This window comes from Desulfoluna sp. (assembly GCF_030145185.1).
GTDB lineage: Bacteria > Desulfobacterota > Desulfobacteria > Desulfobacterales > Desulfolunaceae > Desulfoluna.
Genome location: NZ_JAQYWB010000013.1, coordinates 12,391 through 33,687, shown reverse-complemented (window position 1 = coordinate 33,687; position 21,297 = coordinate 12,391). Strand labels below are relative to the sequence as shown.

Genomic DNA, 21,297 nt, shown 5'->3' with positions numbered 1-21,297 from the left:
GCGTCATATCTGTGGCTATGCTTGCTACGCCACCAGTGGGGGCGACCCGTGGGGTTATTCGGGGCTTGTCACGACCACCTGGTTTCGTCCCCTCTTCTTCCCTGTGTAGAGGGCTGCATTGGCTTTGCTCAGGCTTTGTTCAAAGGTCTCGTCAAGGGCACAGGTCACCCCACCGATGGTGACGGTGACGGTCAGGTAGACCCCGTTCCACTCAAAGAGAGAGGCGGCAATCCGATCACGCATGCGTTCGGCCAGAATTCTGGCCCCTTTTTCGTTTGTATCGGGGAGAAGAAGAATAAACTTTCCTCCACGCCAGCGACCGAGGATGTCGTGGGTCCGCTGGTTTGAATAAAAGAGCGTGCTGATTTGCTGAAGTACAAAATCGCCACAGTCGTGGCCGCAGGTGTCGTTGATGGATTTAAAATGATCAATATCGGCAAGGATCAGGGCATAAGGGGTTTGATTTCGGCGTGCCTGGGAGTGGAGCTCCTTTTGTCTTTTCTGAAGGCCTTTTCGGTTTAACAGCTCCGTCAGGGGGTCGGTGAGGGAGAGTGCTTCGTGGTGGCGGGACTGTTCCTCCAGTTCTTGTGTTCTCAGGGTGACGAGGTGTTTCAACTCCCGGGTGCGTTTTCGGGTGAAGGTGATTCGCAGCCAGATCAGTCCGGCGGCAAAAAGGCAGATGGCGGCCCTGAAGTCTCCGCGTTCCCAGAAAGGCGTGGCGATATGGATCTCAAGTCCCGTGTGGCTCTGGCTCCAGGCTCCGTGGCTTCCGGCGGCCATGACCTGAAATCGGTAGGAGCCGGGGGGCAGGTGGGAGTATCGGGCGGTGGTGCTGTTGCCCGCCTCTACCCAGGTGGTGTCGTATCCTTTGAGCCTGAACCGATAGCGATTTTCGGCCGGGTTGCTGTAATCGTGGAGGGCAAACGAGACGGTCAGATTGTTTTCGGTATGTTTCAGCTCGATGCGGTCTGTTTTGTTCAGGGGCTTGGAGAGAATGATGCGTTTGTCCACGGGGATTCCGGGTTGTATTGGCGAGCCGTTGAGACTCAGTCCGGTGAGATAAAGGGGGGCGGTGGACAGTGTGAGGGGGATCTCCTCCGGGGAAAAAACGAGATACCCGTTTTTTGCTCCAAAGATCACTTCGCCCCTTTTGGAGCGGTTGACGGCCCCCTGGACAAAGCGAAGGGGCAGGGGGAATCGGGAGATGGTGTCGTTTTTGAGATCAATGGCTGAGAGCCCTTTGTCTGTTGCCACCCAGAGACGTCTGCTGCCGTCAAAGATCAGGCTTTTAATGACGTTTCCCGAGAGTCCATCCTCCATAAAGTAGGTGCGGATGGTCTCCGTTTCGGGGTCCAGGCGGTTGAGGCCGTGATAGGTCCCCACCCAGATGTCGCCGTTGGGGGTCTGGGCCAGGCCGGTGATGACATTGTGGCTCAGGCTTTCTGCGGCCTCTTTCCGCTTGTGAAACCAGCTCACCCGGCCCCCCTGTTCGGCGATGCGGTTCAGGCCGAGGTTGGTTCCCACCCAGAGGTTGTCGCTGTCGTCTTCAAGGAGATCGTTGATGGTGTTGCTGCTGAGGCCTCCTTTTTGAGACGGTCCCTCTGTGAATCGGGTCACCTGGCCTGTTTTGAGGTCGTGGCGGAACAGCCCCTGGTTGCGCGTTCCGGCCCAGAGGATGCCGGCCTTTTTTTCGCTGAGGGCGGTGAAAATTCGGTTGTCAGGGTGGGGAGAGATACTATCCATGCGTGTGTATTCGGCTGTCTGGTGGGCCCTGCGGATGAGGCCGTTGCCCCAGGTACCGATCCAGAGGTCCTTTGTCGGGCCCAGGGCAAGGGCGTTAATGTCCAGGCTTCCCGGTCCCCGTGGCGGGGGGACATTGCCGGTGGCTTCACTCATGTCTCCAGATAGGGTGGTTTTCTTTAGGCCTGTGTACCAGCTTCCAAACCAGAGATTTTCATCATCGTCTGCGGCGACGGCGTGGATGTCTAAGGGGATGTGGTCGCCGGAGTACCCCGGCATGAAGAGCTTCATCTGGTGACAGGTTTTGCTGAGGGTGTTGATCCCGCCCCCGCGTGTGGCGATCCAGATGACTCCAGCCCGGTCCTGGGTAATCCAGCGGATGTCGTTGTGCGAAAGGGAGTGGGCCAGATACGGGACGCTTTGATGCAGCGTACTGTGGCCTGTTTCAAGGTCCAGGATAAGCAGGCCATGGTTTTGGGTGCCCACCCAGAGTGTTCTTCCGTCCTCATAGAGGGTGTTGATGGGACCGGAACTAATTTCAGGCGGGAGCGTCTCCATGCCGGGAAAGGGGACGACCCCTCCTTTTTCTGGGTCAAAGAGATGAAATCCGTTCTGGGTCCCCACCCAGAGCGTGCCCCCTCCCGCCGGATGGAGGGCGCGGATGCGCTCGTTGGGGAGAGCCACGGTAAAGGTGTCTTTCTCTCGGTTGAGACGGTTCAGTCCCTGGTCGGTGCCCACCCAGAGGACCTGGTCCCGGGTTTCGGAGATGGACCAGACTCGATTGTGGCTGATGGCGCCGGGCGTGTCATCGGAAAGGTAATGGGTGAATCCTCCCGTTTTTTGATCAAATCGGTTGAGGCCTTTGCCGAAGGTGCCGGCCCAGAGGATCCCGTGGGAGTCGATGAAGTCGCTTTGGACCCGATCTTCACTGAGGCTTTGGGGATCCAGGGGGTCGTGTTGGAATCTCTGTATGTTGCCCGTCTCAGGATCGAGGCGGTTGAGCCCGCCCCCCCAGGTGCGGAGCCAGATTGAGCCGTCCGGGTCTTCCAGGACGCCTCCTGAGTCGTTGTGAGAAAGGCTTTGGGGGTTGCCCGCTTCATTTTGGAGCACCTTCATGGTGACCCCGTCATATCGGGCCACCCCATTGCGGGTCCCGAACCACATGGCCCCTTCACGGTCCTGCATGACCTGGAAGACCGTGCTGTCAGGGAGGCCGTTGGCTTCATCAATGTGGTTGAAGAGAAGGGTCTGTGTGCTCCCATGGGCTGCCGTCAGCGTTGTGAGAAAAAAAAAGCAGGCCAAAAAGAAGGCTCGCCATTGTCGGCCTGTACAGAACACCATCTTATCCTCCCTGACTGATGCGTCTCGGCCGCATGGCCCCCATGTTCCCGGTGAAGTGCTTGTTCTTATCATCGGCAGGAGGGAAAATTCATTTATTCTTTTGTTTTTTTAATTGAAGGGAGCTGACGGACGAATGCATAAAAATCGTGGGTTATCCTTGCCCGAAGGGAGGGGGGCTTGAGCGTAAAACGTGAATTACATCTTGTATTTCACATATATCTAAATTTTTCACAGTAACAATCTGTCAATGACATCTTATGGCTGTGGTAAGATCATTTTCTGATGAAATATTCGGGGTTGGCCGAGCTGGTGTTGGACGGTCCTGTCAAACCGGGCATGGCTCCCCACCCATCAGGTGATGCAAAAGGTGGCAGATGTCGGACAGTAACCCGTGATACGTGACCTCATTTTCCTGTGCAGCCAGGGGCGATGAGGATCAAGAGCCTGTGTTATTCAATGGTCGTTTTTTCTTCTGTGCCGGAGGGGTAGCATACTCGGCGTAGTGGGTTTCAAGGCAGGTCGGGCAAATGCTGTGACTTCACCTTCTTTTTGTCTGGGCCAGGATATATGTTTCCACCGGTTGCCATTCACCCTCGTCATTGCGTGTGCTTTTACAAAATGAGCAAATGGGAAGAATGTCCTGCGGTGCCTGGGCTTCCTTCTGGGGGGAAGGCTGTGTCTGGAGGGAGCGCTTCAATTTTTGAAGGCGTCGGGTGCTGTATATTGACAGACCGAAGAGAAAGACCAGTGTCGTGGGGACTCCTCCGTCAATGACGTAATGCCGGTAGTGTTCTCCCATGGATTCGATTCTATGTGAAAAATAAAAGGGCAGAGAAACAAGGTATGTTGCGATGGTCGCGCCGATAAGCCACAGAATTCCTGAAACTTTTTTTTTGAAACGGGCTGGCATGGAAACCTCACGATGGGCTTTTTGTTTTCATCATACCCCCTTCTGTGTTGTCACGTCGTGGGGACGACCTCTTCATATTTATGTCTGAACAGGCTTGAGGGTAGAGAACTCAATTTGATGTGTGACGGGAAAACCGGTGATAGAATATGGGTTGTGACGTATTGCTGACTTTTTTGTGGATTGTAACAACTGTGATATATAATCATGTTTCGTTTTGAGAGTCAAGTGAGTAACTCACGGGCAGCCCTCGTTTGCTGTATCTGCTGGGCGGCCTTTTGATCGGTGTTCCAGAATGAAAGATGAATGGATGAAGTAATGTGTGATAATCATAGCCCGGATATTTCACGAGTTGGGTGCGCTCATATGCAAGGCATCAGAGCTGAAGATGTAGTGGTTTACCTCCAAGCTCTGATAACGCGGCAGATGAGTGCACCCGGCTCGCCCGCAGGGTGAGAAAATCAGACAGAATACCGTGGATTACATTTTGCATTTTTGAAACGAATAGAAATATTACTGCAAAGCACTGTAATTACTGATTATTCCTTAGTCCTGATTGTTTTCTCATGAAATATCCGGGATAGGTATGACTCTTATAATTTACTGTTTAGGTAGTCAATTGATACGGAGTTTCATGGAATCGGTAAATGGGGGGGATGTGATGAATAAGAGAATCATGATTGCAGGGGCAACGGGTTTGGTGGGGGGACGATTTTTCAGCCGGGTCGTGGCGGATGCCGATTGTTCCGAGGTTGTTCTACTGGGACGACGATCGGTCCCTGAGCTGGAGGTGCATGAGAAGGTGACACCTCTGATGACAGATTTCTCAGACCTTGTGGAGAGGGCGCCTGCCTGTGAGGTGGATGCGGTGGTCTGCGCCCTGGGCACGACCCTTAAAAAGGCGGGGAGCAGGGCAAGGCTTTTTGAGGTGGATTGCCTCTACACCGTGGCGGCGGCAGCCTATGCCCGAAAATGCGGTGCCAGCGCGCTGGTGGTGATCTCCAGCGTGGGGGCTTCCCCCACGGCGTTATCCCATTATCTTCGCACAAAAGGGGAGATGGAAGCGCGGGTCAGAGGTTTGGGGTTTCAGGCCGTGCATATTTTGAGGCCCTCCCTGCTTCTGGGGGGCCGAGACGAGACGCGGTTTGGAGAAACCTTTGGCCAGCGGATGCTATCGCCTTTCTCGCGGCTGATTCCGGCAAGGTATCGACCCATTCACGCGGATATTTTAGCCCACAAAATTGAGCGCCTGGTGAAAGAGCCGGGAGAAGGGGTCTCTATTTGTCAGGGCGATTCGTTGGGGGGTGACAGGGGGTGACTTCCTGGCGGCAGATGCCGTGTTATGACCGGTTGTTGTGATTCGGTGTCTTCTGATGGCTTTCGTCGGTGGGGCCGGAGGCCTCGGTCAGTGTTTTGAGTTGCTCCCGTGTTTTTTCCAGGAGATCGTTCAGCCTCTTTTTTTCTTCATCCGGTGCCTTTTTCAGCCTTGCCTCGAGTTCCGCGATGCGCTCCATTTTTTCTCTCTTCTTTGTTTCCAGGGACTCGGCCTGTTCCGCTTTATCAAACACAATCTCCTCGGCGACGGTCTCCGTTTCAGGGGCTTTTTGCCTCAATGGCTTGGGGACGGTTGTGTGGCCCACCGGCATGGGGCGTTGAGCCATGAAGGAGGGGGACATGATCTCAATGTTTTTGGCATGCAGGGTGTCCAGGACCGTTTTGAAAAGGGATGATTTTGCCGTGATAAGCCCCTTGACCTCGGAAAGAAAACCGGAAATTCGATAGGTCACTGAAAAGTTGCCCAGGTCCAGAATGTGAACAAAGGGTTCTTCCAGGCCGCTTTCTGTGGCTGCCTTCAGGAGCAGGGGCTCGATGGTCATGTGGTGGATGTCGTAGCCGAGGGAGAGGGTGATGGAGATGATGGTTCCCGAACTCCGGATCGTTGTGACCGGCTGTGTGATAAGCACGGTGTTGGGAATGGCGATCAGCTCTCGGGTTTCGGCTTGAATTTCCGTATCAAACAGGCCGCGTTCGGTAACGCGCCCGAAAAGATCGCCGACACGGATAAAGTCTCCCACGCGAAAGGGGCCGGTGATGCGAAGCATGAGGCCTGCCATGAAGTTGGCGATCACCGTGGTCGAGGAAAAAGCGAACATTCCCGAGACGATCAGGCCAATGAGACCGAACACCTGGGTTCGCAGTGTGTCGGTGATGGGCAGGGAGAGGGTGATGACAATGATGGCAAGAAGGGTCAGCCCCATCATGGTGAGCTGCCGGGGAATTTTTCGTTCATTGCCGGGGTCGGTGTGGCGTCCGAGGAGAACCCAGTGGCAAAGCCAGAGAGCAAGGCCTGAGATCAAGGCAGAGATCAGAAGGGGGAGGTAGATCTTGAAGTTTGGCAAAAGGAACATGGGGACTCCTTTTTTTTGTGAGGTGCCAGACATCTCACGCCGGTTGCTGTCAAGGGGGCCGACTCTCCGGCCCATGGAACGAGGGCCGGAGAGTTTTGGCAAGCCGTTTTACCTTGCGGTGGGTTGGCTCTTGATCAATCGAGTCCGGTGGCGCTGGGTTTTGTCCGGGCTTTGTACGCCCGGGTCTGATCGCCGATGAGGGCCGGCAGGTCAGGCTTGTCCAGGTTGGTTTCGATGAGACGTTCGAAGGCGCTGCCGATCACCACCCCATCGGCAAAGCGGGCGATGGCTCCCACGTCATCCGGTGTGGAGATGCCGAAGCCCACGCAGACGGGCATTTCGGTGAGCGCTTTGACTTGGGTGTAATGGGTTTCCACGGCCGCAGCGTCGAGCCCTCCGCTGCCGGTCACCCCGATCATGGAGATAAGGTAGAGAAAGCCGGAGGAGGCGTCAGCGATCATGCGGATTCTTTTTTCATAGGTGGTGGGAGCCACCAGGCGGATGAGATCCAGCTTTTTCCGGGCCAGGGCCGTGTTGAGCTCGGCGGACTCTTCCGGGGGCATGTCCACGACCAGGAGGCCATCGACACCGGCATCCGCCGCCTGGGTGGAAAAGGCTTCATAACCGAAGGCGAGCAGGGGGTTGGTATAGGAGAAGAGCACGATGGGAATCTCGGTATACTCCCGGATCTCCTGCACCAGACCCAGGATGCGCGTGATAGTGGCCCCGGCCTTAAGGGCTCGTTCCGACGAGCGTTGGATGATCGGGCCGTCTGCTGTGGGGTCGGAAAAGGGGATCCCCAGCTCCAGAACATCGAGGCCGGCATCACACATCTCTTTGACGAGGGCAAGGGAGGTGGTGTAATCCGGGTCGCAGGCCGTGATAAACCCCACCAGGGCTTTTTCATCTTTTGCTTTCAGGTCTTTGAATCGTGTTTCTATTCGTTTCATTAAAGCGTCTCCCTTATCGCATCGTATTCCGCCACACTGGACATGTCTTTGTCGCCTCGCCCGGACAGGTTGATGACCACCACCTCGCGGCTCGACATCTGACCCGCTTTTTTGAGTCCCATGGCCACGGCATGGGCACTCTCCAGGGCGGGGATGATGCCTTCCAGCCGGCACATCAGTTTAAAGGCGCCTACCGCTTCGGCATCGGTGATGGAGTCGTAGACGACCCGTCCGCTTTCTTTGAGCCAGGCGTGTTCCGGCCCCACTCCGGGGTAGTCGAGCCCGGCGGAGACGGAGTGGGCCTCCGTGATCTGGCCGTTTTCGTCTTGAAGCACATAGCTGCGGGAGCCGTGGAGAACCCCCACACTGCCCTTGCTTAAGGTGGCTGCGTGTTTTTCTGTGTCGATGCCTTCACCGGCGGCCTCCACGCCCAGAAGGGCCACCTCCCGGTCGTTCAGGAAGGGGTGGAAGATCCCCATGGCGTTGGAGCCGCCCCCGATGCAGGCCACGATGAGGTCTGGCAGTCGTCCCTCTTCTTTTTCAATCTGCTCCCGGGTTTCCAGGCCGATCACCCGTTGAAAGTCCCGGACCATGCTGGGATAGGGGTGGGGTCCGGCCACGGAGCCGATGACGTAAAAGGTCTTGTCCACGGTGGATGACCAGTGGCGCATGGCCTCGTTCATGGCATCTTTTAAGGTGCCGGCGCCAGAGTCCACGGGGATGACCGTGGCGCCCAGCAGCTCCATGCGGTGGACGTTGGGGGCCTGACGGCGGACGTCTTCTTTTCCCATGAAGACCGTGCATTCCATGCCGAAGAGGGCTGCCGTGGTCGCGGTGGCCACCCCGTGCTGACCGGCCCCGGTTTCGGCGATGAGCCGTTTTTTGCCCATCCATTTGGCCAGAAGGGCCTGGCCCACGGTGTTGTTGATTTTGTGCGCGCCCGTGTGGGCCAGGTCTTCACGCTTCAGATAGATCTGGGCGCCGCCAGCGTGCTCCGTGAGACGCCGGGCATGAAACAGCGGGGTGGGGCGGCCCACATAGTTGGCGAGAAGATGGTTGAGGTCTTCCTGGAACTCCGGTTTTTTGACGATTTCATCGTAGCCCTTTCGGAGCTCCAGAAGAGCGCTCATCAGGGTCTCGCCGGCGTACATGCCGCCGAAGGGGCCGAAGTGGCCAAGGTTATTGAGATTATGCATAGGTTGGGGCATGGGTAAATGGCTCCTTGATAGGGTCGGGCAGGTGAATTTTGCCCACGACCTGGGTGAACATTTTTATTTTTTCAAACGATTTTTTGCCGGGTTCCAACTCAACTCCGGAGCTTGCGTCCACACCGTCGGGTCGAAAACGCTGGATGATATCGGCCACGGTGTCCGGCCTTAAACCCCCGGCGATGACCAGGGGGCGGCTGCGGGGAAGGGGCGGGGTCTCGTCTCCCCAGGTCAGGGCATTGCCGCCGGGAAGCACACCCTTTCCCCACTCCACGAGGCTGGTGGCCGAAGGAAAGCGCAGGGCGCTGCCGAGATCCGGCCGGGTCGTGACGTAAAAAGCCTTTAAGACGGTGAGCCCCTGCCGGTGAAGGGCCTCCGCCAGCTCCGGGGGTTCGTCGCCGTGGAGCTGCACCGCAGAAAGATCGGCTCTGTCCACGATGTCCATGATGGCGTCGTAAGCGGCGTTTACAAAAACCCCCACCTTGGCCACCTCCCCCGGAAGCACCCGGGTGATCTCCCGCGCTTGCTCGGGGCTCACGTTGCGCGGACTCTTCGGGAAAAAAACCAGTCCCACCGCGTGGACCCCGGCTTCCACACAGAATACCGCCTCGGCAGGAGAGGTCAGACCGCAGATTTTTATACGAGGGCTGTGCATGATCTTTTCCTTTATTGAATAAAAAGCAGCCTCCAGCGGCAAGGTGGCGCCACCTTGAAAGCGGGTTCGCGAATGCTCCGAGCCCTCGTCCCTCGGGCACCTCACATTCGCTGACGGGCTGCGCCCGTGGTAAATGAGGGGGCGGGATCAAGCCATCTGAAAAACCTTGACTTAACCAACCCCCCGGGCACTTTTCCTTTAGCCTTTAGCCTTTAGCCTTTAGCCTTTAGCCTTTAGCCTTTAGCCTTTAGCCTTTAGCCCGGAAGATCATAATGAGCCAAATCGATTGACATGGATTACAGATGTTGGATTTTCACTATTCACTATTCACTATTCACTATTCACTATTCACCAGCCCTTTAAGCTTCCCCACCGGATCCTCAGTCCGTACCAGGCTCTCTCCGATAAGGAACGCGGAAATTCCCGCTTTCAGGTGGCGCCGGATGTCCCCGGCGTTTTGAATGCCGCTGGCCGCAACCACCGTGGTGCCGGAGGGAAGACGGGTCGCGAGGCGCCCGGCCCGGGTGGTGTCCGTGTCAAAGCTGGACAGGTTGCGGTTGTTGATTCCCACCAGGGGCGGGGCCAAAGGGGCTATTTTTTCGATGTCTGTCTCGTCAAAGACCTCGACCAGGGCCTCCAGGCGCAGCTCCGAGGCCAGTCGCATGAAATCTGCGAGTTGCGAGGGGGCAAGAATCCGGGCGATGAGGAGCACGGCGTCGGCCCCGGCGGCCGCAGTTTCGTAAAGTTGGTACGGATCGACAATAAATTCTTTTCTCAGCACGGGCAGGTGGCATGCCTTTCGGGCCGCCGTGAGGTCGTCAAGGTTTCCTTTAAAAAATTTCCCCTCGGTCAGCACGCTCAGGGCGGCCGCGCCTCCCTCTTCATAAAGCCGGGCCGTTTTTGCCGCGTCCAGGTCAGGGGCGATGTCCCCTTTGGAGGGCGACGCGCGTTTCACTTCGGCAATCACCGCCACCGGTGTGTCCTCCAGTGCCTCGCGGAACGGCCTGATAATCCGGGGCGCTTCCGCTTTGTGCCTTATTTCAGCCAGGGGCATTCCTGTTTTGCTTTTTTCCACCACACCCTTCACGTGGGTGACAATGGTCTTTAAAAATTCGCTCATTTTGAATTCCTTGTTACCGGAGGCCTGCTTCTCAGGCATTTTCCGTCGTATAGCGTGCCAGCGCGTCGAGTTTGGCCAGGGCGTTGCCGGAGTCGATGGCCTCTTCGGCGAGGTGGATGCCTTCCCTTAAGGTCTCGGCTTTATCGGCGGCCATGAGGGCCGCGCCGGCGTTAATAAGGATCACGTTTCGTCTGGGGCCGCGCTCGTCGCCTGAGAGAATGCTCCGGGCGATGCGGGCATTCTCCTCGGGGTCTCCGCCTTTGAGCGCCTCAGGGGGGGCCAGCTCGCCGAAGTAATCGGTGGGGTCGATGTCGGTGGTTCGGATAAGCTCGTTGTTGAGTTCGGTGACCCGGGTGGGGGCGCAGACGCTGATTTCATCCAGGCCATCATGGCCGTGGACCACCAGGGCGCGCTGGCTGCCCAGCAGGCGCAGGGCCTCGGCGAACATCTCGGTGAGCTGGGGGGCGTAGACCCCCAAGAGCTGCCGGGAGGCACCGGCCGGGTTGGTTAAGGGACCCACCATATTAAAGATGCTTCGAAGGCCCGTCTCTTTTCGTGCGGCGGCGGCGTGGCGCATGGCGCTGTTAAATTTGGGGGCAAAGAGAAAACCGATGCCCACCTCGGCGATGGCCTCTTCCACCACGTAGGGTGATACCGACAGGTTCACCCCCAGGGCTTCCAGCACATCGGCGCTGCCGCAGGTGCTGGAGACGCTTCGGTTGCCGTGCTTGGCCACGGTGACGCCCTGGGCGGCCACCACAAAGGCGGTGACCGTGGAGATGTTGAAGGTGGACAGGCCGTCCCCGCCGGTGCCGCAGGTGTCAAAGCAGGACCCGTTGGTGTGGATGCGGGTGGCGCTTTTCCGCATGGCCCGGGCGGCTCCGGCCAGCTCTTCGAAGGTCTCGCCCTTGGCGGCGAGTCCGGCCATGAGGGCGCCGATCTGGGCGTCGGTGGCCCTGCCTTCCAGAATCTCTTCCATGAGGTCGGCCATGGTGCTTTCGTAAAGGTTCTCTCCTGCCACAAGCTTTTTGAGTATGTCGCTGAACATGTGTCGATGCCTCCAAGGTTCGTGAATGCTTCAACCCTCATGCTTCGGGTTGTCACATTCCCTTACGGGCTGCGCCCGTGGGAATTGTGTTTACGTTCTGATTGTTAAGTCTTCGTTAGATATTCAAGGAACTCACCTTGCTGCCAGCTATGCCGTGTTGTTGATAAAATTCCGAATCAACCGCTTTCCGGTGGGGGTCATGATGGACTCCGGGTGGAACTGGATCCCCTCGGTGGGGTGCTCTCTGTGCCGGAGCCCCATGATCTCGCCGTCAGCCGTCCGGGCGGTCACCCGAAGTTCTGGGGGGAGGCTTGCCTCCTCCACGGCCAGGGAGTGGTACCGCATGGCCTTCATGGGAGAGGCGATGCCGGTAAAGATCCCTTCTTTGTCGGTGGTCACCTCGGAGACCTTGCCGTGCATCACGGCGCTGGCGTGGATGATGGTTCCGCCGAAGGCCTCGGCGATGCTTTGGTGTCCGAGGCAGACGCCCAGAAGCGGGACCGCGCCTGAAAAGGCTTTGATGGTATCCATGGAGATCCCAGCCGACGCCGGCCGCCCCGGTCCCGGAGAGATGACGATCCCAGAAGGTGCAAGGGCCTTTATTTCATCAATGGTCACCGCATTGTTACGGTACACCGTGACCTGCGCGCCTCCCATCTCCAGATACTGAACGAGGTTGTAGGTAAAAGAGTCGAAATTATCGATCATTAGAATCATGGGTTCATCCTTGTCGATGTGGCCAGGAACAGTGCTTTTTCGATGGCCTTGGCTTTATTGATGGTCTCCTGCCGCTCTGTTTCGGGGTCGGAGTCGGCGACGATGCCTGCGCCGGCGCGGACGGTCAGGGTTCCCTCTTCAATGACGGCGGTGCGGATGGTGATGGCCAGGTCCATGTTGCCGCTGAAGGAGAAATAGCCGACAGCCCCTCCATAGGGTCCCCGGGGGGATTCCTCGAGTTCTGAGATGATCTCCATGGCCCGTACCTTGGGCGCGCCGGAGAGGGTGCCTGCCGGGAAGGTGGCTTTGACCAGGTCGAAGGCGTCGAGTTTTTTCTTCAGGTCGCAGCAGATGTTGGAGACGAGGTGCATGACGTGGGAGTAGCGTTCCACGACCATGAGATCGGTGACCTGAACGGTGCCGGTGTCTGCCACGCGTCCCAGGTCGTTGCGGCCAAGGTCCACCAGCATCAGGTGCTCGGCCCGCTCTTTTTCGTCTTTTAAGAGCTCATCGGCGAGTTTGCGATCCTCCTGCTGGGTCATGCCCCGGGGCCGGGTTCCGGCGATGGGGCGAACGGTGGCCACCCCACGTTCGAGGCGCACCATCACCTCCGGGGAGGACCCCACGAGGCAGGTGCCGCCCAGGTTCATGAAGTAGAGGTAGGGCGAGGGATTTACGTAACGCTGGGCCCGGTAGAGTTCCACGGGGCAGGGGGGGGCCTCGCAGACAAAGGGCTGGGAGATGACAGCCTGGATGATCTCCCCGTCAAAGATCGCTTCCCGGGTTTTCGCCACCCTGGCCCGGAAGGCCTCTTCGGGGATGACGGGCTGAGGCACGAGGGGGGCCTTGGGCTTTTTGCCGGGGGTTTTCCCGTTGCCGTGTTCCACCTTCGCCATCAGAGCATCCAGACGTTTTTTACCGGCATCGTAGAGAGTGTTCATGTCCGCATGGTCTTCTTTGAAGCAGAGCACCACGGCGACCATGGTATTGCGAATGTTGTCAAAAAGGATCATTTCGTCGGCCAGGACAAAGTGGGCCAGGGGTTTTCCCTTTGGGTGGTCGTGGGGGATCTTTTCAAAGAAGGAGACCATCTCGTAGGTCATGAACCCGGTGAGGCCGCCTTGGAATCTGGGCAGCTCCGGCAATTCGGCGGCCTTGTATCCGGCCATGAGCTGCCGCAGGACCGAGAGGGGGTCGCCGTGATGAACGGTTTCGGTGATGGATTCGCCGATTTTTATCTCCACGTGGGCTTCAAAAATGCGCACCTCCATCCGGGCTGAGACGCCCAGGAAGCTGAAGCGTCCCCAACGTTCCCCGCCCTCCACGCTCTCCAGGAGGAAGAGGGGCGTATCCGGGGTGTAGAATCGGGTGAGAAGGGACACCGGCGTCTCCATGTCTGCCAGGATCTCTCGGCAGAGGGGGATGACGTCGGCGCGTTCACCTATGCTGGCAAAGGCGTCGCGTGAAGGAAATTCTGTGAGAAACATCGGGTTCTCCTATGGGTGGCATTGGGTCGATCAAAAAAAAACGATGCGCGGGTACCGGGTCCCTTTTATTGCAAGGGGTGTGAGATAAAAAAAAGGGCCGGTAACGAGAACGTTACGGCCCTTAAATAAAAAAAGGACCGTGAGGTGTGCTCACGGTCCTTGTCGGGTTCAGCTGGAGTCAGAGTTCAGCCGGTAAGGGTGTCGTGGGCAGACCTTGGAGCGAGGGACGCCACCACCAACAGGTTGCGATAAGATGGAATGTAGACTGAAAGTGTACCATGCGGGTGGTTTTCCTTACAACGTTTGGCTTGCGAATTCGTGCGATTCTCTGAAATCGCTTGAGTATCCTTATCAAAAAAATAGAGCAAGGCTTCATAGACGCTTCGAATGAAGGAGGGGTGCCTTTTTTGCCTTCATTGTGTTGTCTATCGTGGAGGTTGTTATACACAGCCGCAAAATAGGTGTCAAGGATTGTTTCTTTAAATAGAAACATGTTTTCGGGAGAAGTGAATCCGTGTATTGAAATGATGATCAAATTTTGAGATAATCTGTAGGGTTGACCATCGACCTTCATGCGCGCAGTCAAGAAACCAAAAGGAAAGGTCAGGCGTGTGCCATTTCTTTGACTGTGACCGTTTCTCCCCGATAATCTGTCCTTTTTCCCTTTGGCTCGACGTGTCTGGTTTGCAGGCGTCTGTCGGCCCGGATGGTTTGTTCCTTAAATTGTAGTCCCTTCTTTTTTTAACGCTCGGCGCTCGACGTGCGCGTTTATCTATTCGTATCACCATGGACCTATGCGATGAAACGTTATGAGGATTTGCGACTTGAAAATACCCGAGAAGCTCTCCAGACAGGGGTGACCCACCATCTTTTGTACTCCCTGGGACGGAATTGGAAGATGGCCACCATCCGTGAAATTTACTGGGCCATTTCCCTTACGGTGCGGGACCGCCTTTTTGAGCGACTTTTTCAGACCGAGCAGCGGTATCAGGATCGGGGGGTGAAACGGGTTTATTACCTCTCCATGGAGTTTTTGATGGGTCGGGCCCTGGGAAACAATCTCTGCAACCTGAAGTTGTTCGATACCTTTAAAACGATGTTGGAGGGTCAGGGGGTGGATCTTGAGGAGGTGCGGGAGTGCACCGCCGATGCCGCTCTCGGGAACGGTGGGCTGGGACGGCTCGCCGCCTGCTTCCTCGATTCCATGGCCACCCTGGGGATTCCGGGGTACGGCTACGGGATCAACTATGAGTTTGGTCATTTCCGGCAGGAGTTCAGCAACGGGTATCAGAAAGAGACCTCGGACAACTGGTTGAAACGGGGCAACCCCTGGCAGATTGCCAGGCCCGAAGAGGCTTGTCTGGTGCCGCTTTTCGGCCGGATTCTCCATACCCATGACAAAAGGGGGGACTACAGCCCCATGTGGCTGGACTGGGAGATGGTGGTGGGGGTGCCCTTTGATATGCCCATTGTGGGGTATGGCGGGGAGACGGTGAATACCTTGCGGCTCTTTTCAGCCAAATCTTCCGAAGAATTCGACGTAGAGATTTTCAATGACGGGGACTACCACGAAGCGGTGAAGAACAAAATTTCGTCGGAGAATATCTCGAAAGTCCTTTATCCTTCGGACTCCTTTCGGGCGGGGCGGCTGTTGCGTCTGGTTCAGGAATGCTTCTTTGTGGCCTGTTCCATACGGGATATCGCGCAGACCTTCCTGCGCAGCTACGATAATTTTGATCTTTTCCCCAGCAAGGTGGCGATTCAGCTCAATGACACCCATCCGGCCTTGGCCATTGCTGAATTGATGCGGTTTTTAATCGATGAGCACTCCCTGCCCTGGGAGCGGGCCTGGTCGATTACGGAACGGACCTTCGGGTACACCAACCACACGCTTCTGCCGGAGGCCCTTGAAAAGTGGCCGGTAAGTCTCATGGAGTACGTGGTCCCGAGGCACCTTCAGATTATTTATGAGATCAACCGTCGGTTTCTTGAGCAGATCACCATCCAGTGGCCCCTGGACGAGGGGCTGGTGCGCAATGTCTCTCTGATTGAAGAGGGAGATGAAAAGCAGGTGCGCATGTCCCACCTGGCCATGGTGGGCAGTCATTCGGTGAACGGTGTGGCCGCCTTGCATACCGAACTTCTTAAAAACCATCTGCTGCCGGATTTTTATAAGCTCTGGCCTGAAAAATTCAATAACAAGACCAATGGGGTCACCCCGAGACGCTGGCTTCTCAAAGCGAACCCCGGGCTCTCGGGGTTGATTACCGAGACCATCGGCGCGGGATGGATTCGGGACCTTCGCAAGCTCAAGGCCCTTGAACCCTATGCGGAGGATGCCGTATTTCAGGAAAGACTCATGGCCGTGAAACGGGTGAATAAAGAGAAACTGGCCGCTTTGATCCGGCGTGATGCCCATGTGACGGTGGATCCGGAGTCCTTGTTTGATGTGCACGCGAAACGGATTCATGAGTATAAGCGCCAGCTTTTAAAGGCCCTTCATATTGTGCATCAATTTTTGAGGATTACCGAAGAGGGGTGGTGCCCCGAGGTGCCCCGTACCTACATTTTCGCGGGAAAAGCGGCGCCCGGTTACAAGGTGGCCAAGAAGATTATCAAACTGATTAACAATATTGCCGCCGTGGTGAATGCACACCCGAAAGCACGGCAGTATCTGCGGGTTGCCTTTGTGCCAGATTATCGCGTGACGGTGGCCGAGGCGATCATCCCCGGCGCGGACCTCAGTGAACAGATCTCCACGGCGGGGACCGAGGCCTCGGGGACAGGGAATATGAAGTTTGCCATGAACGGCGCGTTGACGGTGGGAACCTCTGACGGGGCGAATATTGAGATCATGAAGGCCGTAGGCCGGGAAAATATTTTTATTTTTGGCCATGATGTGGCGGGGATTCGTGCTCTGCGGGATGGCCGGGACTACAACCCCTGGGATTTCTATGAAAACGAACCGGCCATCAAACAGATTATGGACGCCTTCACGAGCAATCTTTTCTGCCCTGTGGATCCGGGGCTGTTCAGGTGGGTGTTTGAGCACCTGCTTTATGGACATGACACCTATTACCACGTGGCGGATCTGGCCTCTTATCTTACCATTCAGGAGGAGGTGGACCACTGTTTTCTCGATACCCCCCGATGGGCAGCACACGTGGTCAGGAATATCGCCAACACCGGTATCTTTTCCAGCGATCGGACCATTTTGGAATATGCCCGGGATATCTGGGGGGTGGGTCCGGATTTGTCAGACACCCGGCAGATTCCAAGACCTCAGCCTCCGGCCTGAAACGTTGGGGTCCGGTCGGATCGATGCGGACGTCTTTCAGCTTGAAATAACGACGACCGATGCGTATTCGCCAACCCGCTTTCAAGGCGGCGTTACCTTGCCGCCGAAGGCCATTTTCCCATGGAATCAGATGACAAAAAAAAATCGGCATCACGTTTGACCCAGACTCCAGCACCCGGCAGCTCTCTGGTTCGGTATGAAGGGGAGATGATCTCCTTTGTTTTAACGGTGGGTGAGGGGTTGGAAGGGGAGGGCGTGGTCCGCACCAATCTGGGGTTTACCGCTCCGGAGACGCAGGAGTCCTGCCCGGACTACCCGGAGAACGCGTGGCGGGATATCCCTATGCGTTCCGACGGACAGGGGGGCTTTGTCCTGACACTTCCGGTGACCGAGAGCGGGTATTTTGAGGTCACCTGTTGTGTGAAGCAAAAAAGTCAGAAGCCGGAGGACGGGATCCTCTGGGTGGAGGGCGGAAATGTAAAAATTCACGCCAAACCGGCTGCTACGTGTTGTTCTGCGATTATTTACAACGCTTTTTTGCGTCAGTTCGGGCCGTCCATGATTCTTGAACGGGAAGAGCTCCGCCTCTATGCCGACGCCACGGATTGGCTGGAGCGGGAGGGGCATACGGTGACGCCACCCTCCGGGACCTTTCGATCTTTTGCTCACCATCTCGATTTCATCGTGAACACCCTCGGTTGCAATGTGATCCAGTTGTTGCCCGTGACCCCTCTGCCCGTCACCTATGGCAGGATGGGGCGGTGCGGGAGTCCTTACGCCTCTTTAAGTTTTACAGGGATAGAGCCGGGTCTTGCGGAATTCGACCGCAGCCGGACCCCGGTGGAGCAGTTCGGTGATCTGATGGATGCGATTCACGCCAGGGGCGCCCGCGTGATCCTCGATCTGGCGGCCAATCACACCGGGTGGGCCTCCTGGATCCACGAGGCTCACCCCGAATGGCTTCTTCGCAAGGCCGACGGGGAGATCGTCTCTCCCGGTGCCTGGGGGGTGGTCTGGGAGGACCTGACGGAGCTGGATCACTTCAGCCCTGGGCTTGCCGATCATCTTGTGACTGTTTTCCTGACCTGGTGCGCCCGGGGGGTGGACGGGTTTCGGTGTGATGCCGGGTACATGATTCCGGTGCGGATCTGGACGGAGGTGGTGGCGGCCGTAAGGGCGGCCTACCCCCACACCATTTTTCTTTTGGAGGGACTGGGCGGCGGGATTGACGCCACACGGGAGATCCTCGGACGGTGTGGCTTTGATTGGGGGTATTCCGAACTGTTTCAAAACGAAGACAAACGGGCCATCGAGTCCTATGTGCGAGAGATGACGGCGATCTCCCGGGCCGATGGGCTTCTGGTCAATTTTGCTGAAACCCATGACAACAATCGCCTCGCATCGGTCTCTCCCTGTTACGCGAAACACAGAACGGCCCTTTGTGCGCTGCTCTCCATCAACGGAAGCTTTGGGTATGCCAACGGGGTGGAGTGGCTGGCCACGGAGAAGATCGATGTGCACGGTGCCTCCGGGCTGAATTGGGGGGCGCATGAGAATTTGGTGGGCCATTTGGCACGGATCTCGGTGGTGTTAAAGCACCACCCCTGTTTTTACGAGGGCGTGGTGTTGGCCGTGCTTGAAACCGATTCGGACGCAGCCGTGGTGGTGCGACGGGTTCATAAAAAGACGGGCAAGGCCCTTTGGGTGGTCGCCAATACCGACTGCCGGAAACCGGTCACCGTCTCCTGGCGGGCAGATGGCATTGCCAAAGGCCCCTTTTGGGATCTGTTGACCGGTGCAAAGGTGGGGCTGTCCGAGGTAAAGGACAGGCTGTCTCTTGAACTGGAGCCGGGAGCGGTGCTTTGCCTCACAGGCGATCCCGTGGAGGTGGGGGCGATGGATGCCTGGGAACGGCACCCCCCGGTGTGGCCGCAGCATCTGGATCGTATGGTCCTGGGCGCTGCCTGTCTCAAAGTGCATACCTTCTACCATGGGTTGGCCGATTGTTCGGCGTTCTCCCTTGATGCGGCCGTAGAGACATTTTTGCAGGATCCTGAAGGCTACCTTCGTCAGGAGAACCCTTTTTCCATGGAGACGCGGACCGTGCTGTGGCGTTGGCCCATGGACCGGGATCGGGAGGTCCTGATTCCCCCCGATCATTTTCTTCTGGTGAGCTGTCCCCATCCTTTCCGCGTCGTGCGCGTGGTCGAAGGGGGGACCTGTGGGGCGGAGACAGGCATTCAGCTTCCCGGCGGTGAGGGGGTGGCCCTGTTCATGCCGAGGCGGGACACGGGAGAGGTCGCCCGGGGGCGTCTTCTGCTGACACTCTTTGCTGGTGAGGGGGTGCAGCATGGTTCGGGAACCCTTCATTATCTTACGGCGCAGGAGCCCGCGAGTCTGCCCCTATTATTCAACCGGGGGGATCATCCCTTCCCCACGATGGTGATCGGTCCCAATGGCAGGGGGGCGCTGGTGAGGGTACCGGTGGAGCGGGAGCGTATTCTCAGCAAGTACGACGCCTTGCTGGCGGCCAACCTCAATCCCGGATATCCGGAAGATCGTCGGGTGGTCTGGACGCGGTGCCGCGCCTGGGTTACGTATGGCGGTTTTTCTTTTCCCCTCGCCCTGGAATACCTCGCGAGTTTTCGGACGGGCAGGGGCATGGTGGGCCATTGGACGTATCTGGTCCCCGTGGGCAATGGAAAACTGGTTCAGGTTGAGGTGCGGATCGAAGCGGTGGCCGGGGAGAACCGAACGCGCTTGGATTTTAGGCGAACCGCGGCTCCCTTTGCCCGGATGCTGGAGGCCCATGAGCCCGTGGGGCTGATTATAAGACCTGATATTGAAGATCGCAATTTTCATCAGACCACCAAGGCGTACACCGGTCCGGAAACAAAATGGCCGGGGCGTATTATCGGAAAGAAAAAAGGGTTCTCTTTTGGGGTGTCAGGCGGGCATCGGTTTGTACTCACCCTCACCCGGGGAGCGTATCACGCCTCGCCCATGTGGGATTATATGGTGCCGCTTCCCGTGGAACAGGGGCGTGGCCTGGACGCGACCACCGATTTGTTCAGTCCCGGTTATCTGGAGATGCTGTTGTGTGAAGGGGAAGGCGCAGTGGTGGAGGGCGAGGTGCTGCCCATGGGGTCTGATAAGGCCATGGGGGGGGGCGCTCCAGTGATGGATGAAGGCGAGACCGAGGTGTCTCCGGAGATTCAGATGGCCCGATCCCTGGCGGATTTTCTGGTGCATCGGGGGAAAAATATGTCGGTGATCGCCGGATTCCCCTGGTTTTTGGATTGGGGCCGGGATTCGCTGATCTGCGTGCCAGGCCTGCTGGCCGCGGGGATGTTCGAAGAAGCCAGGGCCGTGCTTTGTCAGTTTGGACAGTTCGAAGAGAAGGGGACCCTGCCCAACATGATTCTGGGGGATAACACCGGCAATCGGGATACCTCTGATGCCCCCTTGTGGTTTGCGGTGGCCGCCTTTGAGGTGGCTGAGGCCAGAGGGGCGCATTCGTTTTTTGATGAGGACATGGGGGGGCGGCCTTTGCGGGAGATTCTTCTCTCCATTGCGAGAAACTATGTGGCGGGCACGCCGAACGGTGTGGCCATGGACCGGGTCTCGGGGCTTGTGTTCAGCCCGGCTCATTTTACCTGGATGGATACCGATCACCCGGCCTGTACGCCAAGAAGCGGGTATTGCATTGAAATTCAGGCGCTCTGGTACCGGACGCTTATGGGACTGAGCCGAATGGATATCCCGGGGCGAGCGGACTGGCTTTCGCTGGCGCAACGGGTGAAAGACTCTGTCTCTGAACTCTTCGTTCGGCCGGGGCAGGCGGCTTTGGTGGATTGCCTTCACGCCGAGGCACCGATTCCGGCGGTGGATGCCATCCCCGATGATTACCTGCGTCCCAATCAGCTGCTTGCGGTGACCTTAGGGGTTGTGGACAGCCCGGTGCTGGCCCGAAATATTGTGGAGACCTGCCGGGAGCTGGTGGTCCCAGGGGGACTTCGAAGCCTTGCCAACCGTGAGGTGGCCTACCCCTTGCCCCTTGTGTGGCAGGGCGAAGCCCTCAACCATCCGCATCGGCCTTACAAGGGGCGTTATGAAGGCGATGAAGAGAGACAGCGGAAACCGGCCTATCACAATGGCACCGCCTGGGGATGGCTTTATCCTCTTTTTTGTGAGGCCTGGTTCTGTGCTTTCGGCGAAGGGGGGCGAAAGACGGCTCTTTCACTTCTGAATGCAGCCCTGCCCCTGACCCTCTCCGGGTGTTACGGCCACCTGCCGGAGATCCTTGATGGGGATGCCCCCCACACCCCCCGCGGTTGCGATGCCCAGGCCTGGAGCGTGAGCGAATGGATCCGGGTGAAGAAGGTGCTGACGCCGTGAACCCTGAAGCGGAATGTTTT

The 21,297-nt window shown here is 57.4% G+C and carries 12 protein-coding genes; 3 read left to right on the top strand and 9 right to left on the bottom strand.

Translation table 11 applies throughout. From position 1 onward, the window contains the following. Positions 1-54: 54 nt before the first annotated feature. Positions 55-3,081, bottom strand: a complete 3,027-nt coding sequence (locus tag Q1Q75_RS05840) for a ligand-binding sensor domain-containing diguanylate cyclase (RefSeq protein WP_300668267.1) — start codon at positions 3,079-3,081, stop codon at positions 55-57. A 1,568-nt stretch (positions 3,082-4,649) separates the two neighbouring features. Here Q1Q75_RS05840 and Q1Q75_RS05835 point away from each other — a divergent pair. Further along, positions 4,650-5,306, top strand: a complete 657-nt coding sequence (locus Q1Q75_RS05835) for an NAD(P)H-binding protein (RefSeq protein ID WP_300668266.1) — start codon at positions 4,650-4,652, stop codon at positions 5,304-5,306. Positions 5,307-5,328: 22 nt separating this feature from the next. Here Q1Q75_RS05835 and Q1Q75_RS05830 read toward each other — a convergent pair whose 3' ends face one another. The 8 genes from Q1Q75_RS05830 to Q1Q75_RS05795 form a co-directional block, all read right to left on the bottom strand. After that, positions 5,329-6,396, bottom strand: coding sequence for a mechanosensitive ion channel domain-containing protein (locus tag Q1Q75_RS05830; protein ID WP_300668264.1), 1,068 nt, complete (start codon positions 6,394-6,396; stop codon positions 5,329-5,331). Positions 6,397-6,530: 134 nt separating this feature from the next. After that, positions 6,531-7,346: a tryptophan synthase subunit alpha gene (trpA, locus tag Q1Q75_RS05825; RefSeq protein WP_300668262.1), complete on the bottom strand. Its 816-nt coding sequence runs from the start codon at positions 7,344-7,346 to the stop codon at positions 6,531-6,533. Continuing rightward, positions 7,346-8,554 carry a tryptophan synthase subunit beta gene (gene trpB, locus Q1Q75_RS05820; RefSeq protein ID WP_300668260.1) on the bottom strand — a complete coding sequence of 403 codons (1,209 nt, stop codon included), beginning with the start codon at positions 8,552-8,554 and terminating at the stop codon, positions 7,346-7,348. The genes trpA and trpB overlap by 1 nt, the downstream gene beginning before the upstream one ends. Next, positions 8,535-9,209: a phosphoribosylanthranilate isomerase gene (locus Q1Q75_RS05815; RefSeq protein ID WP_300668258.1), complete on the bottom strand. Its 675-nt coding sequence runs from the start codon at positions 9,207-9,209 to the stop codon at positions 8,535-8,537. Before Q1Q75_RS05815 ends, trpB begins: the two co-directional genes overlap by 20 nt. Before the next feature lie 337 nt (positions 9,210-9,546). Then, positions 9,547-10,329 (bottom strand): indole-3-glycerol phosphate synthase TrpC, encoded by a 783-nt coding sequence (trpC, locus tag Q1Q75_RS05810; RefSeq protein ID WP_300668256.1) that lies wholly within the window; start codon positions 10,327-10,329, stop codon positions 9,547-9,549. 31 nt (positions 10,330-10,360) lie between these two features. Next, entirely contained in the window at positions 10,361-11,377 is a 1,017-nt protein-coding gene (trpD, locus tag Q1Q75_RS05805) for an anthranilate phosphoribosyltransferase (RefSeq protein ID WP_300668254.1), read from the bottom strand. A gap of 147 nt (positions 11,378-11,524) precedes the next feature. Then, a complete protein-coding gene (locus Q1Q75_RS05800) occupies positions 11,525-12,094 on the bottom strand; it encodes an aminodeoxychorismate/anthranilate synthase component II (RefSeq protein ID WP_300668252.1) in 570 nt (189 codons plus the stop codon). Then, entirely contained in the window at positions 12,091-13,581 is a 1,491-nt protein-coding gene (locus tag Q1Q75_RS05795; RefSeq protein WP_300668250.1) for an anthranilate synthase component I family protein, read from the bottom strand. The genes Q1Q75_RS05800 and Q1Q75_RS05795 overlap by 4 nt, the downstream gene beginning before the upstream one ends. Positions 13,582-14,380: 799 nt before the next feature. On the opposite strand from Q1Q75_RS05795, the gene Q1Q75_RS05790 reads away from it, so the two are divergent. Together Q1Q75_RS05790 and Q1Q75_RS05785 are read left to right on the top strand one after the other, a co-directional pair. Then, positions 14,381-16,879: a glycogen/starch/alpha-glucan phosphorylase gene (locus Q1Q75_RS05790; protein ID WP_300668248.1), complete on the top strand. Its 2,499-nt coding sequence runs from the start codon at positions 14,381-14,383 to the stop codon at positions 16,877-16,879. Between the two features lie 120 nt (positions 16,880-16,999). Next, positions 17,000-21,277, top strand: coding sequence for an amylo-alpha-1,6-glucosidase (locus Q1Q75_RS05785; protein ID WP_300668247.1), 4,278 nt, complete (start codon positions 17,000-17,002; stop codon positions 21,275-21,277). Positions 21,278-21,297 lie beyond the last annotated feature (20 nt).

Bases quoted from the DNA above. Each gene is read 5' to 3' on its own strand.
- Q1Q75_RS05835 (WP_300668266.1), top strand. From the start codon at position 4,650: ATGAATAAGAGAATCATGATTGCAGGGGCAACGGGTTTGGTGGGGGGA.
- Q1Q75_RS05815 (WP_300668258.1), bottom strand. From the start codon at position 9,209: ATGCACAGCCCTCGTATAAAAATCTGCGGTCTGACCTCTCCTGCCGAG.
- Q1Q75_RS05830 (WP_300668264.1), bottom strand. From the start codon at position 6,396: ATGTTCCTTTTGCCAAACTTCAAGATCTACCTCCCCCTTCTGATCTCT.
- trpD (WP_300668254.1), bottom strand. From the start codon at position 11,377: ATGTTCAGCGACATACTCAAAAAGCTTGTGGCAGGAGAGAACCTTTAC.
- Q1Q75_RS05785 (WP_300668247.1), top strand. From the start codon at position 17,000: ATGGAATCAGATGACAAAAAAAAATCGGCATCACGTTTGACCCAGACT.
- trpA (WP_300668262.1), bottom strand. From the start codon at position 7,346: ATGAAACGAATAGAAACACGATTCAAAGACCTGAAAGCAAAAGATGAA.
- Q1Q75_RS05800 (WP_300668252.1), bottom strand. From the start codon at position 12,094: ATGATTCTAATGATCGATAATTTCGACTCTTTTACCTACAACCTCGTT.
- trpC (WP_300668256.1), bottom strand. From the start codon at position 10,329: ATGAGCGAATTTTTAAAGACCATTGTCACCCACGTGAAGGGTGTGGTG.
- Q1Q75_RS05840 (WP_300668267.1), bottom strand. From the start codon at position 3,081: ATGGTGTTCTGTACAGGCCGACAATGGCGAGCCTTCTTTTTGGCCTGC.
- Q1Q75_RS05795 (WP_300668250.1), bottom strand. From the start codon at position 13,581: ATGTTTCTCACAGAATTTCCTTCACGCGACGCCTTTGCCAGCATAGGT.
- Q1Q75_RS05790 (WP_300668248.1), top strand. From the start codon at position 14,381: ATGAAACGTTATGAGGATTTGCGACTTGAAAATACCCGAGAAGCTCTC.
- trpB (WP_300668260.1), bottom strand. From the start codon at position 8,554: ATGCCCCAACCTATGCATAATCTCAATAACCTTGGCCACTTCGGCCCC.